14 protein-coding genes are annotated in these 15,404 nt (G+C 36.8%); all 14 read right to left on the reverse strand.

The window, feature by feature from the left end; genetic code table 11:
• Positions 1-180: 180 nt before the first annotated feature.
• The 14 genes from rpsB to CKV71_RS08225 all read right to left on the reverse strand — a co-directional run bounded on the left by rpsB (position 181) and on the right by CKV71_RS08225 (position 15,362).
• On the reverse strand, positions 181-960 hold the full coding sequence (rpsB, locus tag CKV71_RS08155) for a 30S ribosomal protein S2 (protein ID WP_095105639.1): 780 nt from the start codon (positions 958-960) through the stop codon (positions 181-183).
• Between the two features lie 183 nt (positions 961-1,143).
• Positions 1,144-1,917: a GTP-sensing pleiotropic transcriptional regulator CodY gene (gene codY, locus CKV71_RS08165; RefSeq protein WP_095105643.1), complete on the reverse strand. Its 774-nt coding sequence runs from the start codon at positions 1,915-1,917 to the stop codon at positions 1,144-1,146.
• A 32-nt stretch (positions 1,918-1,949) separates the two neighbouring features.
• Positions 1,950-3,356 carry an ATP-dependent protease ATPase subunit HslU gene (gene hslU / locus CKV71_RS08170; protein ID WP_095105645.1) on the reverse strand — a complete coding sequence of 469 codons (1,407 nt, stop codon included), beginning with the start codon at positions 3,354-3,356 and terminating at the stop codon, positions 1,950-1,952.
• Between the two features lie 86 nt (positions 3,357-3,442).
• Positions 3,443-3,982 (reverse strand): ATP-dependent protease subunit HslV, encoded by a 540-nt coding sequence (gene hslV, locus CKV71_RS08175; RefSeq protein ID WP_095105647.1) that lies wholly within the window; start codon positions 3,980-3,982, stop codon positions 3,443-3,445.
• 2 nt (positions 3,983-3,984) lie between these two features.
• Positions 3,985-4,875, reverse strand: a complete 891-nt coding sequence (gene xerC, locus CKV71_RS08180; protein WP_095105649.1) for a tyrosine recombinase XerC — start codon at positions 4,873-4,875, stop codon at positions 3,985-3,987.
• 122 nt (positions 4,876-4,997) lie between these two features.
• Positions 4,998-6,308, reverse strand: coding sequence for an FADH(2)-oxidizing methylenetetrahydrofolate--tRNA-(uracil(54)-C(5))-methyltransferase TrmFO (gene trmFO / locus CKV71_RS08185; RefSeq protein WP_095105651.1), 1,311 nt, complete (start codon positions 6,306-6,308; stop codon positions 4,998-5,000).
• 84 nt (positions 6,309-6,392) lie between these two features.
• Positions 6,393-8,462, reverse strand: a complete 2,070-nt coding sequence (gene topA, locus CKV71_RS08190; RefSeq protein WP_095105653.1) for a type I DNA topoisomerase — start codon at positions 8,460-8,462, stop codon at positions 6,393-6,395.
• A gap of 138 nt (positions 8,463-8,600) precedes the next feature.
• Positions 8,601-9,497 (reverse strand): DNA-processing protein DprA, encoded by an 897-nt coding sequence (gene dprA, locus CKV71_RS08195; RefSeq protein ID WP_095105655.1) that lies wholly within the window; start codon positions 9,495-9,497, stop codon positions 8,601-8,603.
• A gap of 235 nt (positions 9,498-9,732) precedes the next feature.
• The gene (gene sucD, locus CKV71_RS08200; RefSeq protein ID WP_095105657.1) at positions 9,733-10,647 is read right to left on the reverse strand and encodes a succinate--CoA ligase subunit alpha; all 915 of its coding nucleotides are present in this window, start codon (positions 10,645-10,647) and stop codon (positions 9,733-9,735) included.
• A gap of 20 nt (positions 10,648-10,667) precedes the next feature.
• Positions 10,668-11,834, reverse strand: coding sequence for an ADP-forming succinate--CoA ligase subunit beta (gene sucC, locus CKV71_RS08205; protein WP_095105659.1), 1,167 nt, complete (start codon positions 11,832-11,834; stop codon positions 10,668-10,670).
• Positions 11,835-12,035: 201 nt separating this feature from the next.
• A complete protein-coding gene (locus CKV71_RS08210) occupies positions 12,036-12,824 on the reverse strand; it encodes a ribonuclease HII (RefSeq protein ID WP_095105661.1) in 789 nt (262 codons plus the stop codon).
• Positions 12,824-13,693, reverse strand: a complete 870-nt coding sequence (gene ylqF, locus CKV71_RS08215) for a ribosome biogenesis GTPase YlqF (protein ID WP_095105663.1) — start codon at positions 13,691-13,693, stop codon at positions 12,824-12,826. Before ylqF ends, CKV71_RS08210 begins: the two co-directional genes overlap by 1 nt.
• Before the next feature lie 192 nt (positions 13,694-13,885).
• Positions 13,886-14,356 (reverse strand): GyrI-like domain-containing protein, encoded by a 471-nt coding sequence (locus CKV71_RS08220; protein WP_095105665.1) that lies wholly within the window; start codon positions 14,354-14,356, stop codon positions 13,886-13,888.
• A gap of 148 nt (positions 14,357-14,504) precedes the next feature.
• Complete coding sequence (locus CKV71_RS08225) at positions 14,505-15,362, reverse strand: ABC transporter substrate-binding protein (protein WP_095105667.1); 858 nt, start codon at positions 15,360-15,362, stop codon at positions 14,505-14,507.
• Positions 15,363-15,404: the final 42 nt, after the last annotated feature.

Below are 15,404 nucleotides of genomic sequence, written 5' to 3' on the forward strand. Positions count from 1 at the left end.
AAAAAAAGGGGCTGGGACAAATAATGTCTCAGCCCCTGTTTCCTGAACTGGCAGTAGCTATCCGAATAGAAAATACGCTTGTTTCAAGCTGCTTTCTATTCTACTCAGCTTTGCCGGGGTGGGACAACAAATATTTTTAATATATGTTATTTCTGTCCCACTCCCCTTTCAGAATTATTCTTAGTTTGATTCAACAGAAGTTTCTTTAACTTCTTCTTCAACAACTTCATCTTCATTTAAGTCGATGTTTTGTTCAGCAGCTACTTCTTCGTTTGAAACGCCTTGTTGACCTTCTAAAACTGCATCTGCCATTTTACCAGTTAATAATTTAACGGCACGGATAGCATCGTCGTTTGCTGGGATAACGTAGTCAATTTCATCTGGGTCGCAGTTAGTATCAACAATACCTACGATTGGGATGTGTAATTTACGTGCTTCAGCAATTGCGTTGCGCTCTTTACGAGGATCAACTACGAATAATGCTTGAGGCATTGATTTCATATCACGAATACCGCCTAAGAATTTGATCAAGCGGTCGTATTCTTTTTTGATTTCAACTACTTCTTTTTTAGGTAATACTTCGAATAAACCGTCTTCTTCCATTTTTTCAATTTCAGAAATACGTTTTACACGTTTTGAGATTGTTTTATAGTTAGTCAAGATTCCGCCTAACCATCTTTGGTTAACGTAGAATTGACCAGCACGTTCTGCTTCATTTTTAATTGATTCTTGAGCTTGTTTTTTAGTACCTACGAATAAGACTTTACCGCCATCTTCAGATACTTGTTTGATGAAGTTATACGCTTCGTCAACTTTTTTCACTGTTTTTTGTAAGTCGATGATATAAATACCATTTCTTTCAGTGAAAATATATTTTTTCATTTTTGGGTTCCAACGGCGTGTTTGGTGACCGAAGTGAACACCAGCTTCTAGCAATTGTTTCATTGAAATTACTGCCATGATTAAATTCCTCCAATTTGGTTATTTTCCTCCATAAAAAGCTCGTATAAAAACGACGAAATTACATCGCACCCTCTATACTTAAACTCTTTATGTGTGTTATCGGCTTTATAGCCGTCATTAAATATAACATAATTCATTTTATAAAGCAATATCGAAAACTGAAAGAGATAAAAGAAACTATTAGTTAGATTTTTCCAATTCATCTAGGAATTGTTCTTTTTTAACTTTGATAAATGTTCCTTTCATTCCTAACGAACGAGATTCAATTACGCCGGCACTTTCTAATTTACGCAAAGCATTTACAATAACAGAACGTGTAATGCCTACTCGGTCCGCTACTTTAGAGGCAATCAATAAGCCTTCTTTTCCGCCAAGCTCTTCAAAGATGTGTTCAATGGCTTCTCTTTCTGAGTAAGATAAAGAATTAATAGCCATGTTGATTGCTGCTTTATCACGTGCTTCTTGTTCTAATTCGCTATGTTTTTCACGTAAGATTTCCATACCTAATACAGTAGCAGCATATTCACCTAATACTAAGTCATTATCTGTGAAATCATCAGACACACGTCCTAATACAAGTGTGCCTAATCTTTCTCCGCCGCCTAATACTGGGAAAATTGTTGTTTTACTATCAATAAATGTGTCTCTGTTTTCAGGAGGGAAAACTGACAAATCATCATCGATACCGATATTAGATATTGTTTGTTTTACATCCATTAATTTGTCAGTATATGCACTTGGGATGTGACGATCTTCTAGCATTTGATTAATACGACTGCTTTTCAACAATTCATTTAAGCTGTGGCCTAAGATTTTCCCTCTGCGTGATACGATAAATACATTTGTTACAGTAACCTCACTAATTTTGCGCGCAACATCTTTAAAGTCTACAGCAATACCTTTATGTTTTTGCAACAGTGTATTTAATTCTCTCGTTTTTAAAAGTAAACTCATTTTTCTTCTCCTTTTATATTTATGATTATAAATTATAAGATAAATGCACTTAAATCTTTATTAGTAGAAATAGATTTCAATTTATCATCAACATATTGTGCAGTAATATCTACCACTGCGTTCGGCATGCCAGGTGCTTCATACGACAGATCTTCTAGCATTTTTTCTAAAATGGTATGCAAACGTCTTGCTCCGATATTGTCTGTATCTTGGTTGACTTGGTAAGCAATTTCAGCGAGGCGTGTAATTGCTTCATCTGTGAAGTTAACCGTCACTTCTTCTGTTTGCAAGAGCGCTTCATATTGTTTAATCAATGATAATTTCGGTTCTTTAAGAATATTCACAAAATCCTCAACTGATAAACTATCTAATTCCACTCTGATTGGGAAACGTCCTTGCAGTTCCGGAATTAAATCGCTCGGTTTAGATACATGGAATGCACCTGCCCCGATAAATAGCATATGTTCTGTGTTGACACTGCCATATTTAGTTTGCACGACACTTCCTTCAACAATTGGCAAGATATCTCTTTGTACACCTTGTCTTGAAACGTCTTGTCCGCCTTGTTGATTATTGCTGGCTACTTTATCTACTTCATCGATAAAGATAATGCCCATCTGTTCTGCTAATTCTAATGCTTCTTGGTTGGCTGTTTCATGATCGATTAATTCATCAGCATATTCATCAGCCAAGATTTTGCGTGCTGATTTAACTGGCACTTCACGTTCTACTTTTTTCTTCGGCATCAATTGGTTCATCATATCTTGAACTTGTTGATTTTGATTTGTACCAAGCATTCCCATAGCACCAGGATCTTGTTCAACTTTAATACGGACTTTTTCTTCTTCTAATTCTCCGTTTTGCAATTGACGTTTGATTTCAGAACGTTTCGTTTTGATTTCCTCAGTCGGCGGCTCTTCATCTTCCTCTTCGTTGTTACCGAAGCTAGGCATCATACCGCCGAAAATAGATTCAAAAGGATTTCCAGCATTTTGATTCGCTTTCTTCTTCATACTCGGTACAAGCAATTTCACTAATTTGTCGTTAGCTTTTTTAATTGCTTCATCTTTCACTTTATCTTTTCTATCTTCTTTTACAAGTCTTACAGCAACGTCTACCAAATCACGAACCATGCTTTCTACGTCACGACCCACATAGCCGACTTCCGTGAACTTAGTTGCTTCTACTTTAATAAACGGTGCCCCGACAATTTTTGCCATTCTGCGAGCAATTTCTGTTTTACCTACACCAGTTGGTCCGATCATCAAGATATTTTTCGGAACAATTTCTTGTTTCAATTCCTCATCTAATTGACTGCGACGATATCTGTTTCTTAAAGCTATGGCTACTTTTTTCTTAGCATCATTTTGCCCGACAATGTACTCGTTTAATTGAGACACAATGTCTTTTGGGGTAAGTTTGATTGCGCTAGCATCCATCCGTCGTTCAACCTCCAATATTTCAAAATTTACTCATTTCCATTTCTCAGGAAAAATATTGTTGTTTAATATTCCCAAAAGAATACTTATAATTCTTCGACAATAATGTTGTCATTTGTGAAGACACAAATTTCTGAAGCGACTTTTAAACTTGCATATGCGATATCTTTTGCTGCCATTTCTGTATGACGTTTTAATGCACGTCCGGCACTTAAAGCGTAATTACCGCCTGAACCGATAGCTATCAAATCGTCATCCGGTGAAATTACTTCCCCAGTACCGCTTACTACAAGAATAGAGTTCTTGTCCATTACAATCAGCATTGCTTCAAGTTGACGCAGCTGTTTATCGCCTCTCCATTCTTGAGCAAGTTCTACGGCTGCACGTTCTAAATTACCGCTGAATTCTTGCAACTTAGTTTCGAATTTTTCGAAAAGTGTAAAAGCATCTGCAACACTGCCTGCAAATCCGGCTAGAACCTTGCCGTCATATAATCTGCGGACTTTACGTGCTGTCTGCTTCATAATTACTTGTTCGCCAAGCGTAACTTGACCGTCGCCGGCCATTGCGGCATGACCATTTTGTCTAACAGCAAATATTGTTGTCGCATGAATTGAGTTATTCATTATTATTTCTCCTTTTTAGCTCGAGGATGTGCATTTAAATAAACTTTACGCAATTGTTGGTTTGAAACATGCGTATATCGACCAGTAGTTGATAAGTTGACATGACCGAGAAGAGATTGGACTGTTCGCAAATCAGCGCCTTCGTTCAACATATGCGTAGCAAACGTGTGACGCAGTTTATGCGGATGTATATCTGTCACTCCTGCTGTGCGTTTCACTATATCATTTAAAACATATCGCACGCCGCGTTCAGTAATTTGGCCGCCTTTCATATTGACTAACAAGTAATCATGGCTTATATTCTGAATCGGCGGAAATAATTCTATATAACGTTCAATACTCTCTCTGCACATATTTCCAAACGGGATAAACCGTTCCTTATTACCTTTACCTAACACTTTAACACCAGGTGAATTTAAATCGAGATCCTCTAACTTGATGTTCACTAATTCTGAAACCCGTATGCCAGTTCCGTACAACAATTCTAAAATCACGCGGTCACGCAAACCTTTGTGACCATCCGCTTCTACAGTTTCAAATAAAGCGCTCATTTCTTCTTCATAGAAAAAATGAGGCAGATATTGTTCTTTCTTAGGGTGAACAAGCTGTACAAAAGGATTAACGACTGTATCGTCTTGTGTCATCCAAAATTCGTAGAAAGAACGTAACGTAGAAATTTTACGGGAAACTGTAGTTCTTTTCAAGCCTTTTGAATATAAAAATGACAAATAATTTCTAGCATCTTTATATTCAAAAGTTTTTAATTTTAAATGCTCGTGTTCTAAAAATGTATTAAATTGAACTAAATCATCGTGGTAAGACTTTAACGTATGCTTAGAAAAAAAGCGTTCTACCTTTAACATGTATAAAAAAGACTCTTGGATTTTATTCAATAAAAACCCCTCCATCATTTGCATTGTAGCATATGGACAGAGGGAGCTGCAGTGATTTACGTCTCGAAATCGCAAACGCTTTCTAAACACAAATCTAATTTTATCAAAATATTCATAATTTATCACAAAGTTTGCTTAAAATTCTCTAAATACGTTAATGCTCGATTTGCTTGTTGTTCATAACGCTCTTTTTTATCTTTAATTCTTTTTTCTAATGAAGGGACTAAACCAAAGTTAGCATTCATCGGTTGGAAATTCTTATTATTGTTAGCGTGTGAAATATAATAAGCCATACTGCCTATCATTGTTTCGCGCGGGAAGATGACTTCTGCTTTATCTTGGAGTTTGTGTGCGACGTTAATGCCTGCAACTAAACCGCTCGCGGCACTTTCCACATATCCTTCTACACCTGTCATTTGACCTGCAAAGTATACTTTATCATGACCTTTGAGCTGATAAGTTTCAGATAACACATCTGGCGAGTTGATAAAGGTATTACGATGCATCACACCATAACGCACAATATCTACATTTTCTAAGCCAGGAATTAAACGGATGACTTCTTTTTGAGCACCCCATTTTAAATGTGTCTGGAATCCGACAATATTATACAACGTTCCTGCTGCATCATCTTGACGCAATTGTACTACTGCAAATGGACGTTTTCCTGTCTTAGGATCTTCTAATCCCACTGGTTTCATCGGGCCGAATAATAACGTTTTACGCCCGCGTTCAGCCATTACTTCAAACGGCATACAACCTTCAAAGTATTTTTCTTTTTCAAATTCATTAACTGGTGCTGCCTCAGCTTCTAAAACAGCATCGTAAAAACGGTCGAATTCTTCCTCAGTCATCGGACAGTTCAAATAAGCTGCTTCACCTTTATCATAACGAGATTTCAAATAGACTTTATTCATATCAATAGAGTCTTTCTCGATAATAGGCGCCGCTGCATCATAGAAATACAATTGATCTTCGCCTGTAATCTCAACAATTTCTTTAGCAAGACCTTCAGTTGTTAAAGGACCTGTTGCAATAATCGTATAACCTTCAGGAATAGATTCAATTTCTTCATTGATGACATTCACATTAGGATGAGATTTCAAAGTATCTGTTATAAATCCTGCAAAATCATGACGGTCTACAGCTAATGCGCCGCCAGCTGGTACGCGTGCCGCATCTGCTGCTTTGATAATTAATGAATCTAAACGGCGCATTTCTTCTTTCAATACGCCTACAGCATTTGTAAGTGAATTACCACGTAACGAATTAGAACATACTAGTTCTGCAAATTTGTCTGTATGATGTGCAGGTGTTTGCTTTACGGGACGCATTTCAATCAAATTCACTTTAATGCCTCTTTGTGCAAGCTGATACGCTGCTTCGGAACCTGCTAATCCAGCTCCGACTACATTGACTACTGTATCTGCCATAAATAAATCCTCCTTATTCAGATGAAAAGAGGTAGGACATCAGCAATAGCAACTTAATTGTCCAACCTCTCATATCTTCACATTCTATTTTTGAACTTCTTCTTTATAATCACAATTTGAACAAATCACTTGGCTTGAGCGACCTTTTTTACGTTCAACCAAATAATGGTCGCATTTTGGACAACTTCTGCCGACTGGTTTATCCCATGAGATAAAGTCACACTCAGGATAATTAGAACAGCCGTAGAAGACTCTGCCTTTTTTAGATTTACGTTCAACGACTTGGCCATCATCGCATTTCGGACATTTAACGCCGATTTCTTTGACGATTGCTTTCGTATTGCGACAATCCGGGAAGTTTGAACATGCCATAAACTTACCGTAACGGCCCATTTTAATTACCATTGGGGAGCCGCATTCTTCACAATCTTCTCCGGCAGGTTCATCTTTAATTTCAATTTTTTCCATTTCTTGCTCAGCACGTTCGACATCTTTTTCGAAGCCGCCATAGAAATTACCGACAACTTCTCTCCATTTGATGTCGCCCTCAGCAATTTTATCCAATAATGTTTCCATGTTTACTGTAAAATCAACATCGATTATTTCTGGGAAGTATTCTTTCACTTGTTCATGGACGATTTCACCAAGTTCAGTCGGAACAAAGCGTTTGCTTTCCATTTTAACGTAATTACGTTTCTGAATAGTATCCAAAGTCGGTGCGTACGTAGAAGGTCGTCCGATTTTCAATTCTTCCAACGTTTTTACTAAACGTGCCTCGGTAAATCTTGGAGGTGGTTGTGTAAAGTGTTGGCTCGGTTCAATATCAGTAGCTGTTACCTTTTCACCTTCTGCAATCACTGGAAGTTTATTATTCTTCTCTTCTTCTCCTTCTTTTGATTCTACATATAAAGTCATGAAACCTTTAAATTTAATCGTTTGTCCGTTGGCGCGGAATTTCACGTCATTTTGTTCAATATCCATGGCTACAGTATCTAACACTGCAGGTGCCATTTGACTTGCTACGAAGCGGTCCCAAATTAATTTATAGAGACGATATTGATCACGAGTTAAGAATGGTTTCATATCAGCAGGTGTACGTAATGTTTTTGTTGGACGAATCGCCTCATGGGCATCTTGATCTCCTTGTTTGCCTGCCGCTGCTTTACGATGAGAGATATAATCTTTACCGTAATTTTCAGTAATGAATTCTTTCGTTTCAGCTTTGGCGCCTGCTGAGATACGTGTTGAATCGGTACGCATATACGTAATTAAACCAACAGTACCTTGTTTTTTCAAATCAATACCTTCATATAATTGCTGTGCAATCATCATCGTTTTTCTAGCTTTGAAATTCAACTTTCTAGAAGCTTCTTGTTGAAGTGTAGAAGTCGTAAATGGATTAGCTGGATTACGCTTTTTCTCTTTCTTCGTTACTTTAGTCACTTCAAATTCGTTGCCATCTAATTGGTCCGTAATAAACTTGACGTCATCTTTATTGTTTAATTTATAAGGTTTATTTTTATAATGTAAGAATTTGGCGCTGAAAGTAGATTTCTTATAACGGAAATTACCTTCGATTTTCCAATACTCTTCCGGTTTAAAGTTTCTGATTTCATTTTCACGATCAATAATCAAGCGTAATGCTACAGATTGCACACGACCTGCTGACAGACCTTTTTTAACTTTCTTCCATAACACTGGAGAAATATTATAACCCACAAGTCTATCTACAATACGGCGTGCTTGCTGTGCATCGACAAGGTTCAATTCAATTCCTCTTGGTGTCTTAAAGCTTTCCTTTATTGCATCTTTAGTGATTTCATTAAATACTACACGATTCTTCGCATTTTCATCTAAATCTAAAATATTCGCTAAGTGCCATGCAATCGCTTCTCCTTCACGGTCGGGGTCACTCGCTAAAAAGATTTTCTTTGCTTTTTTAGCATGTCTTTTTAATTCTTTTACGACCGGTCCTTTGCCGCGAATAGTAATATATTTGGGTTCAAAATCTTCTTCAACATCAACGCCCATTTGGCTTCTTGGCAAATCTCTGACATGCCCCATTGATGCGATTACTTTATATCTTTTCCCTAAATATTTTTCAATTGTTTTAGCTTTTGCAGGCGACTCAACTATGACTAAATTATCAGCCAAAGCAGATTCCCCCTTGCATTAATTAATAGCATCCTTGTTACAAAGATAAATGATAAACGGTTTATTTTACATTTGTCAATATATTAATTTAGCTGCAATTCAATTTATTGCTTCTTTTACATGAAAGTATTAATCCGATTACATTGTATTTCCACAATCATAATCTATTAAAATATCACCAATTTCCAACACAATAGTTGCACCTTCTTGCGCACGTTTCAAATTCCCCTTGGTCAATTCTTGAAAAATACTACCAGGCAGAACATAGACATTGCGGTTTTGCTGTAATGCTAAATCAATAGTAATTTGTGCACCGCTTCTCTCTTTCGATTCAGTTATCAACACTCCTTGTGAAAGACCGCTGATGAGCCGATTTCTTTCAGGAAATTTATATTTGCGTGGTTCATCTTCAGGAATATACTCACTAATAGTCAAACCCTTTTCTTCTATTTCATTTCTAAGCTGTAAATTCGATTTGGGATAGTGATGTGCGTGTCCGAATGCCAAGACACCGATTGTAGGAAGATGATTTTGAAGTGCTGACTGATGGGCTTCACTGTCTGCCCCGGATGCTAATCCAGAGACAATAGTAAGTTGAGGTGTAGGAATATGTGAAAATAAAAAAGAAAGTGCATGAGCGGTATAGGCTGTTGATTGTCTAGAGCCGACTACTCCTAAATAATGTGTATGCTGTAATAATTCAATATTGCCTTTGTAAAAAAGAATAAACGGAGGATCATAGATTTCCTTTAACAAGCATGGATAAGTGGCATCGTAGATAGAAATATATTTCACGCCATGTTGATTGAGGTTGTTTAAAATAGTAGAGATACTTAGTTCAGAATAGCGTGTGAGATAAGCTGCAGGGGTTCGTATTTTGCTTGTATAAGTAAATTGTCGAAGATTTGTCATTTTATCTGAAGGGGTTAAGCTTAAAAAAAGAGGACAGAATTTGAAGAGCCGTATCATTTGCTGTGTTGTATAACCAGCGTAACGGAGTTTTAGGAGTTCTAGAGTTGATTCATGTTGTGTCATAAATTTCCTGCTTTCTATGTAGTTTAATATTTATTATACCTTGTCAGCCGATATTCTCAAAATAGTTACTTAATTGTTATGAAACTAATCTGCCGAGTTTCTACTATTGTATATGGCATTTCTTATAACAAATAAAACCGATAAGTTTACTCAACTTAAATTGTAAAAAAGCATAGATTTGCACTTTTTCGTACAAATCCATGCTTTCAATATTGAATAATAATGTGATTTCAAATTAAGAGTCTTTTTTGACTGTTAATAAATCTTCGTAGATACCTGCTTCTTTAGCCGCTTCAATTAAAGTAGAACCGATTTCAGAAGGAGTATCTGCTGTTTTCACGCCATTTTCGTTCAATGTTTTGATTTTTTCTTTTGCAGTACCTTTACCGCCAGAAATAATCGCACCAGCGTGACCCATACGTTTACCTGGAGGAGCTGTTTGACCACCAATGAAGCCTACAACTGGTTTAGTCATATTTTTGCTGATCCATTCAGCAGCTTCTTCTTCAGCAGTTCCGCCGATTTCACCGATCATTACAACAGCTTTTGTTTCAGGATCTTTATTAAATGCATCTAATACATCGATAAAGTTAGTACCGTTAACTGGGTCGCCACCGATACCAACAGCTGATGATTGACCAATACCCTCTTCAGTCAATTGATGTACAGCTTCGTAAGTTAATGTACCAGAACGTGATACTACGCCGACGTGACCTCTTTTGTGGATATAACCAGGCATAATTCCGATTTTACAATCATCAGGAGAAATAACACCTGGGCAGTTAGGTCCGATTAAACGAGTGTTTTTATCTTCTAAATAACGAACAACTTTAACCATATCTAAAACAGGAATGTGTTCAGTAATACAGATTGCTAAATCTAAATCTGCATCCGCACATTCTAAAATTGCATCTGCTGCAAATGGAGCTGGAACATAAATTACTGAAACATTTGCACCAGTTTCTTCTTTCGCTTCTTCTACTGTATTAAATACAGGTACACCTTCTACAACTTGTCCACCTTTACCAGGCGTAACACCTGCAACGATTTGAGTACCATACTCAAGCATTTGTTTTGTATGGAAAAGGGCTGTAGACCCTGTGATACCTTGTACGATTACTTTTGTATTCTTATCAACATATACGCTCATCTTAGTGTCTCATCCTTTCCTTAGACTTCTTTGACAAGTTTGACAATTTTTTGAGCGCCTTCAGCCATAGTTGCTGCTGGCTCAATTGCTAAACCTGAATCTTTTAAGATTTGTTTACCGATTTCAACATTAGTACCTTCAAGACGTACTACTAAAGGTAATGTTAAGTCGACTTCTTTAACTGCTGCTACGATACCTTCTGCAATAACATCACAACGCATGATTCCACCGAAGATATTAACGAAAATACCTTTAACGTTGTCATCACCTAAAATGATTTTGAATGCTTCAGTAACTTTTTCTTTCGTAGCGCCGCCTCCTACGTCTAAGAAGTTTGCAGGATTTCCGCCAAAATGATTGATAGTATCCATAGTCGCCATAGCTAATCCGGCACCATTAACCATACAGCCGATGTCGCCATCTAAAGCGATATAAGATAAATCATATTTAGAAGCTTCGATTTCTTTTGGATCTTCTTCTTCTAAGTCACGTAATTCTTGAATATCTTTGTGTCTGAATAAAGCGTTATCGTCAAAGTTGATTTTAGCATCTAAAGCTAATACATCGCCTTCACCAGTTAATACTAGTGGGTTGATTTCAACGATTGAGCAATCTTTTTCAATAAATACATTGTATAAAGAAATTAAGAATTTAGCTGCTTTGTTGATTGATTCTTTCGGAATATTAATATTGAAAGCAATACGACGCGCTTGGAATGGTGCTAAACCAACAACAGGGTCGATTGTTTCTTTAAAGATTTTTTCCGGAGATTTAGCCGCTACTTCTTCAATTTCAGTTCCGCCTTCTTCAGAAGCCATCAAAGTAACACGGTCAGTTGCACGGTCGATAACGAAGCCGACATAATATTCTTTCTTAATATCAGCGCCTTCTTCGATATACAAACGTTTAACTTCTTTACCTTCTGGGCCAGTTTGGTGAGTTACAAGTTGTTTCCCAAGTAATTCGTTAGCATAAGTTTCCACTTCAGATAATGACTTTGCGATTTTAACGCCGCCAGCTTTACCTCTACCCCCAGCGTGGATTTGTGCTTTTACAACATAAACATCAGTGTCTAATTCTTTAGCTTTTTCTACTGCTTCGTCTGCAGTGAATGCTACACGTCCTTCTGGAACGGGAACGCCCATAGAACGAAAGATTTGTTTTCCTTGATACTCGTGGATATTCATTCTCCATCCTCCTGTTTCTTAGGTTAAGTACATTGTTAATTATAGAAAATGTAAGCGCTATTGTAAACTGAAAGAGGCTCTTTTTGTCAATTTTGTTAAAATTTGGATTAAAGCCTGAAACCTTGCGCCAAAAGAGTTTGTTACTATTTGACACAGATTTCATCATAGATAGTATATTACACAACGTTGCTCAACATTTTCCTAGAAATTATCTTTTTTCTGTTGAACTATCGATTTGATTGGTTCAAAGGATTTTCTATGTTCGGGTATCACACCAAATTGTTGAATACCTTCCAAATGTGCCTTTGTGCCATATCCTACATTGTGCTCAAAATCATAACCAGGATACTGTTCAGCAAGTTGGTGCATATATGCATCTCTGTGCTCTTTAGCTAAGATACTTGCTGCCGCTATCGATACGCTTTTGGCATCTCCTTTAATAATCGATGACTGAGTAATATCTAACGGTAATTCCATTGCATCTATTAATAAATGTGTTGGTGGAATTGCTAAATTTTCTATGGCACGCATCATCGCCACTTGTGTTGCTTGATAAATATTTAAATCATCAATTTCTTCTGGACTTGCTTTGCCATATGCATAAGCGGCAGTCCCTTCAATTAAGGCTTCCGCTAATGTCTGACGCTTCGCTGCACTTACCTTTTTAGAGTCATCCAATCCATAATAGGCATGATCAGCGTTCAAAATGACTGCACAAGCTACTACCGGCCCTGCTAATGGTCCGCGTCCGACTTCATCAATACCGCAAATCACTGCGTCAGATTGTTCCTGTAATATAGCCGCTTCATATTGCGTCATCTCTTTATAATGTGCAATCATAGCCGCTTCTTTCTCCAGCTGTTTCTTACGACGAGATATAGCCTGCTGCACACCCTTACGTTCATCTTGATTCCATTCGGATGCTTCTAATGTTTGTAAATCTTGAATATCATTTAATAATTCTTTTACTTCTTTAATAGAATAGCTCATTATTTAATCTCGTCTGCCATTTCTTTATAAATATCAAAACTATGTGTGCCTAATTTACCATTACGCATATCATTTATAATTAAATCAATTACTGTTTCATAATCTACTTCATTACCGCGTTGCAACGCCCCTCTTCTGCGCCCAATCGCATCAAACCATTCTAAGTTTTCCGCTTCGGCATCCAAATCCACATTGAAATGCTGTTGCAAGGCTGCTAAATCATGTGCTTTGAAGAAATCCAAACCATAAATAGCGACATCGTCTAGATGCACAATACTATCTTTAATTGCGCCTGTCAGGCTTAATTTTTTTCCCACTGTCTGATCTTCGAATTTCGGCCAAAGAATTCCTGGTGTGTCTAATAACTGTAAGGATTTCCCTACTTTAATCCATTGCTGCTGTTTCGTAACACCAGGTGTATTGCCTGTCTTTGCAATCGCTCTGTTCGCTAATTTATTAATTAACGTTGACTTGCCGACGTTAGGAATACCGACAATCATGGCACGAATGGCACGCGGTTTTAAACCTTTAGCTTTATCACGTTCGAACTTTTCTTTTGTCGCTTCAATTGCTGCTTGTTCTACTTGTTTAAGTCCTTTGCCATGCTTAGCATCTACAGCTACGGGATAATAGCCTTTGCTTCTGAAGTATTCTTCCCATTTTGCAATTTCACTTAAATTAGCCATATCTTTTTTATTTAAAATAACCACTCTTGGTTTATTTTGAATGACTTCATCAATCATCGGGTTACGCGAACTATATGGAATACGTGCGTCTACTAATTCAAACACTACATCCACTTTCTTAAGTTGTTCTGACACTTCACGTTTAGCTTTCGCCATGTGTCCTGGATACCATTGAATAACCATTTTTCATCACCTTTCAGTATTACTTTATTGATCCTTTCAGATTCTCTTAATTATACTATACTTCTATTTTGTTGAAAAAAATTAAAAATCCGCAAAAATACCATACAAGACAGCTTCCACGCTTATTAAAACTTTCTTTTCGAACAAAAAAGATGTCTCTTATCGAAGAAACATCTTTTCTATTCTTACCTTTTAATTTTCAATTGGCACCCATACTTGTGCCACATAATCATCAGCGTCTGTATTTCCATGCGGATAAAGTTCAATACCAGGGGCATTGCGATATTGATAACCTAAATCAGATAATACATCGGGATTATAAAGCCGCTCCGTTGTTTTCTGAAGCGTGTATGGTAATGGTCCTATCGCATCAGCTACTATATAATTTCCTTCAGGCAGAGTATAAGGATATAGTCCAGCAGCAGATTTTTTATCTGAAGTTACCGCAATTAAATAATTCATTCCATTTTCAGTAGGAATTACAATACCTAAAAAACCTTGCAGTTTATCATTGCTAATAGCTTTTAACGTTTCAGGTTTATCAGACGCGTTAAAATTTGACCAAGCTTGCGGCAATCCTTGCTGTGCATCTTGCATCGTGGCATATTTACTTAATATACCTATCACCTGAGTTGTATCTAAGTGTTTAATTTCGTATTCCATTTCAATCGCCCCACAGTATGTTTTAATTTAATATTATTAAAATACCCTTTTGAAGTTATAATTTAACCTTTTTCAGAAAAAATAAAAGCCGAAGAAGTTTGATCAACCTCTCCAGCTCTATGGTTCATTTAACCTTGCTTATTCATATTCAGTCTTCTTTAAAATTGACGATTTCATCAATAATAAATTCAGCAGCCATAATACCGCGTGTTTTTGCCCATAACTCACGGTTTACAATATGAATTCGATTATTTTTCTTAGCATTAATCGTATTATACACTTCTGATTGGCGTAATTTTTCAAGCGCCTCTTCATCTTCTTTATCAACCATTAGAATTAAGCGTTCAGGATTCAATTCTAATAATTGCTCGTCTGTTACCTTGAGGTAAGGTCCATCCTTGTATTCAGGATATTTGTTTGAATCTGCTTGTGTAATAGCAGATTTAAAGCCTAAACGTTTTAAAAATTGGCCGACGAAACTATTTGCATCGTGTCCAACAATGTAATCATCTGTGACTACTGCTGCTAAAGTTGATAAATTAGTATCAATTGAAACCTTCTCATCAAGTTGATTAATTTTTTGTTGGAAAATTGCCACATAGCGTTTAGCTAACTGCTCTTTAGAGATTGCTTTTCCAATCGTTTCGAAGATTTTCAAGCTCTCTTTATAATCACCTTCAAAACTTTCTAATAAAATTGTTGGTGCAATCTTTTGTAAATCTCTATAAATTTCGTGATGACGCTGACCATCTGCGATAATGAGTTGAGGTTCTGCATCTTTAATTCTTTCTAAATCAGGATTACTTCTATGCCCGACTGAGATATAGTCCCCAACTTTATCTCTCATCGCTTCAAACAGGTTTTCTTTACTGCCGTCATCAGCAATAGCCGCTGGTTTAATTCCTAAAGCAAGCAGATCATCTACAAATGAAAATTCAAGTGCTGCCACTCTATCTACATTGTCTGCAATTTTAGTTATTCCAGCTTCATTTTTTACTTCAACCATATTATTAGTTACCTCCTTAAAATCCCTCTATGATAGTATACC

It is taken from the genome of Staphylococcus piscifermentans (genome assembly GCF_900186985.1).
Lineage (GTDB): Bacteria > Bacillota > Bacilli > Staphylococcales > Staphylococcaceae > Staphylococcus > Staphylococcus piscifermentans.

Excerpts from the sequence above, each read along its gene's own strand:
- rpsB (WP_095105639.1), bottom strand. The coding sequence starts at position 960 with ATGGCAGTAATTTCAATGAAACAATTGCTAGAAGCTGGTGTTCACTTC.
- codY (WP_095105643.1), bottom strand. The coding sequence starts at position 1,917 with ATGAGTTTACTTTTAAAAACGAGAGAATTAAATACACTGTTGCAAAAA.
- hslU (WP_095105645.1), bottom strand. The coding sequence starts at position 3,356 with ATGGATGCTAGCGCAATCAAACTTACCCCAAAAGACATTGTGTCTCAA.
- hslV (WP_095105647.1), bottom strand. The coding sequence starts at position 3,982 with ATGAATAACTCAATTCATGCGACAACAATATTTGCTGTTAGACAAAAT.
- trmFO (WP_095105651.1), bottom strand. The coding sequence starts at position 6,308 with ATGGCAGATACAGTAGTCAATGTAGTCGGAGCTGGATTAGCAGGTTCC.
- dprA (WP_095105655.1), bottom strand. The coding sequence starts at position 9,497 with ATGACACAACATGAATCAACTCTAGAACTCCTAAAACTCCGTTACGCT.
- sucD (WP_095105657.1), bottom strand. The coding sequence starts at position 10,647 with ATGAGCGTATATGTTGATAAGAATACAAAAGTAATCGTACAAGGTATC.
- sucC (WP_095105659.1), bottom strand. The coding sequence starts at position 11,834 with ATGAATATCCACGAGTATCAAGGAAAACAAATCTTTCGTTCTATGGGC.
- CKV71_RS08210 (WP_095105661.1), bottom strand. The coding sequence starts at position 12,824 with ATGAGCTATTCTATTAAAGAAGTAAAAGAATTATTAAATGATATTCAA.
- ylqF (WP_095105663.1), bottom strand. The coding sequence starts at position 13,693 with ATGGTTATTCAATGGTATCCAGGACACATGGCGAAAGCTAAACGTGAA.
- CKV71_RS08220 (WP_095105665.1), bottom strand. The coding sequence starts at position 14,356 with ATGGAATACGAAATTAAACACTTAGATACAACTCAGGTGATAGGTATA.
- CKV71_RS08225 (WP_095105667.1), bottom strand. The coding sequence starts at position 15,362 with ATGGTTGAAGTAAAAAATGAAGCTGGAATAACTAAAATTGCAGACAAT.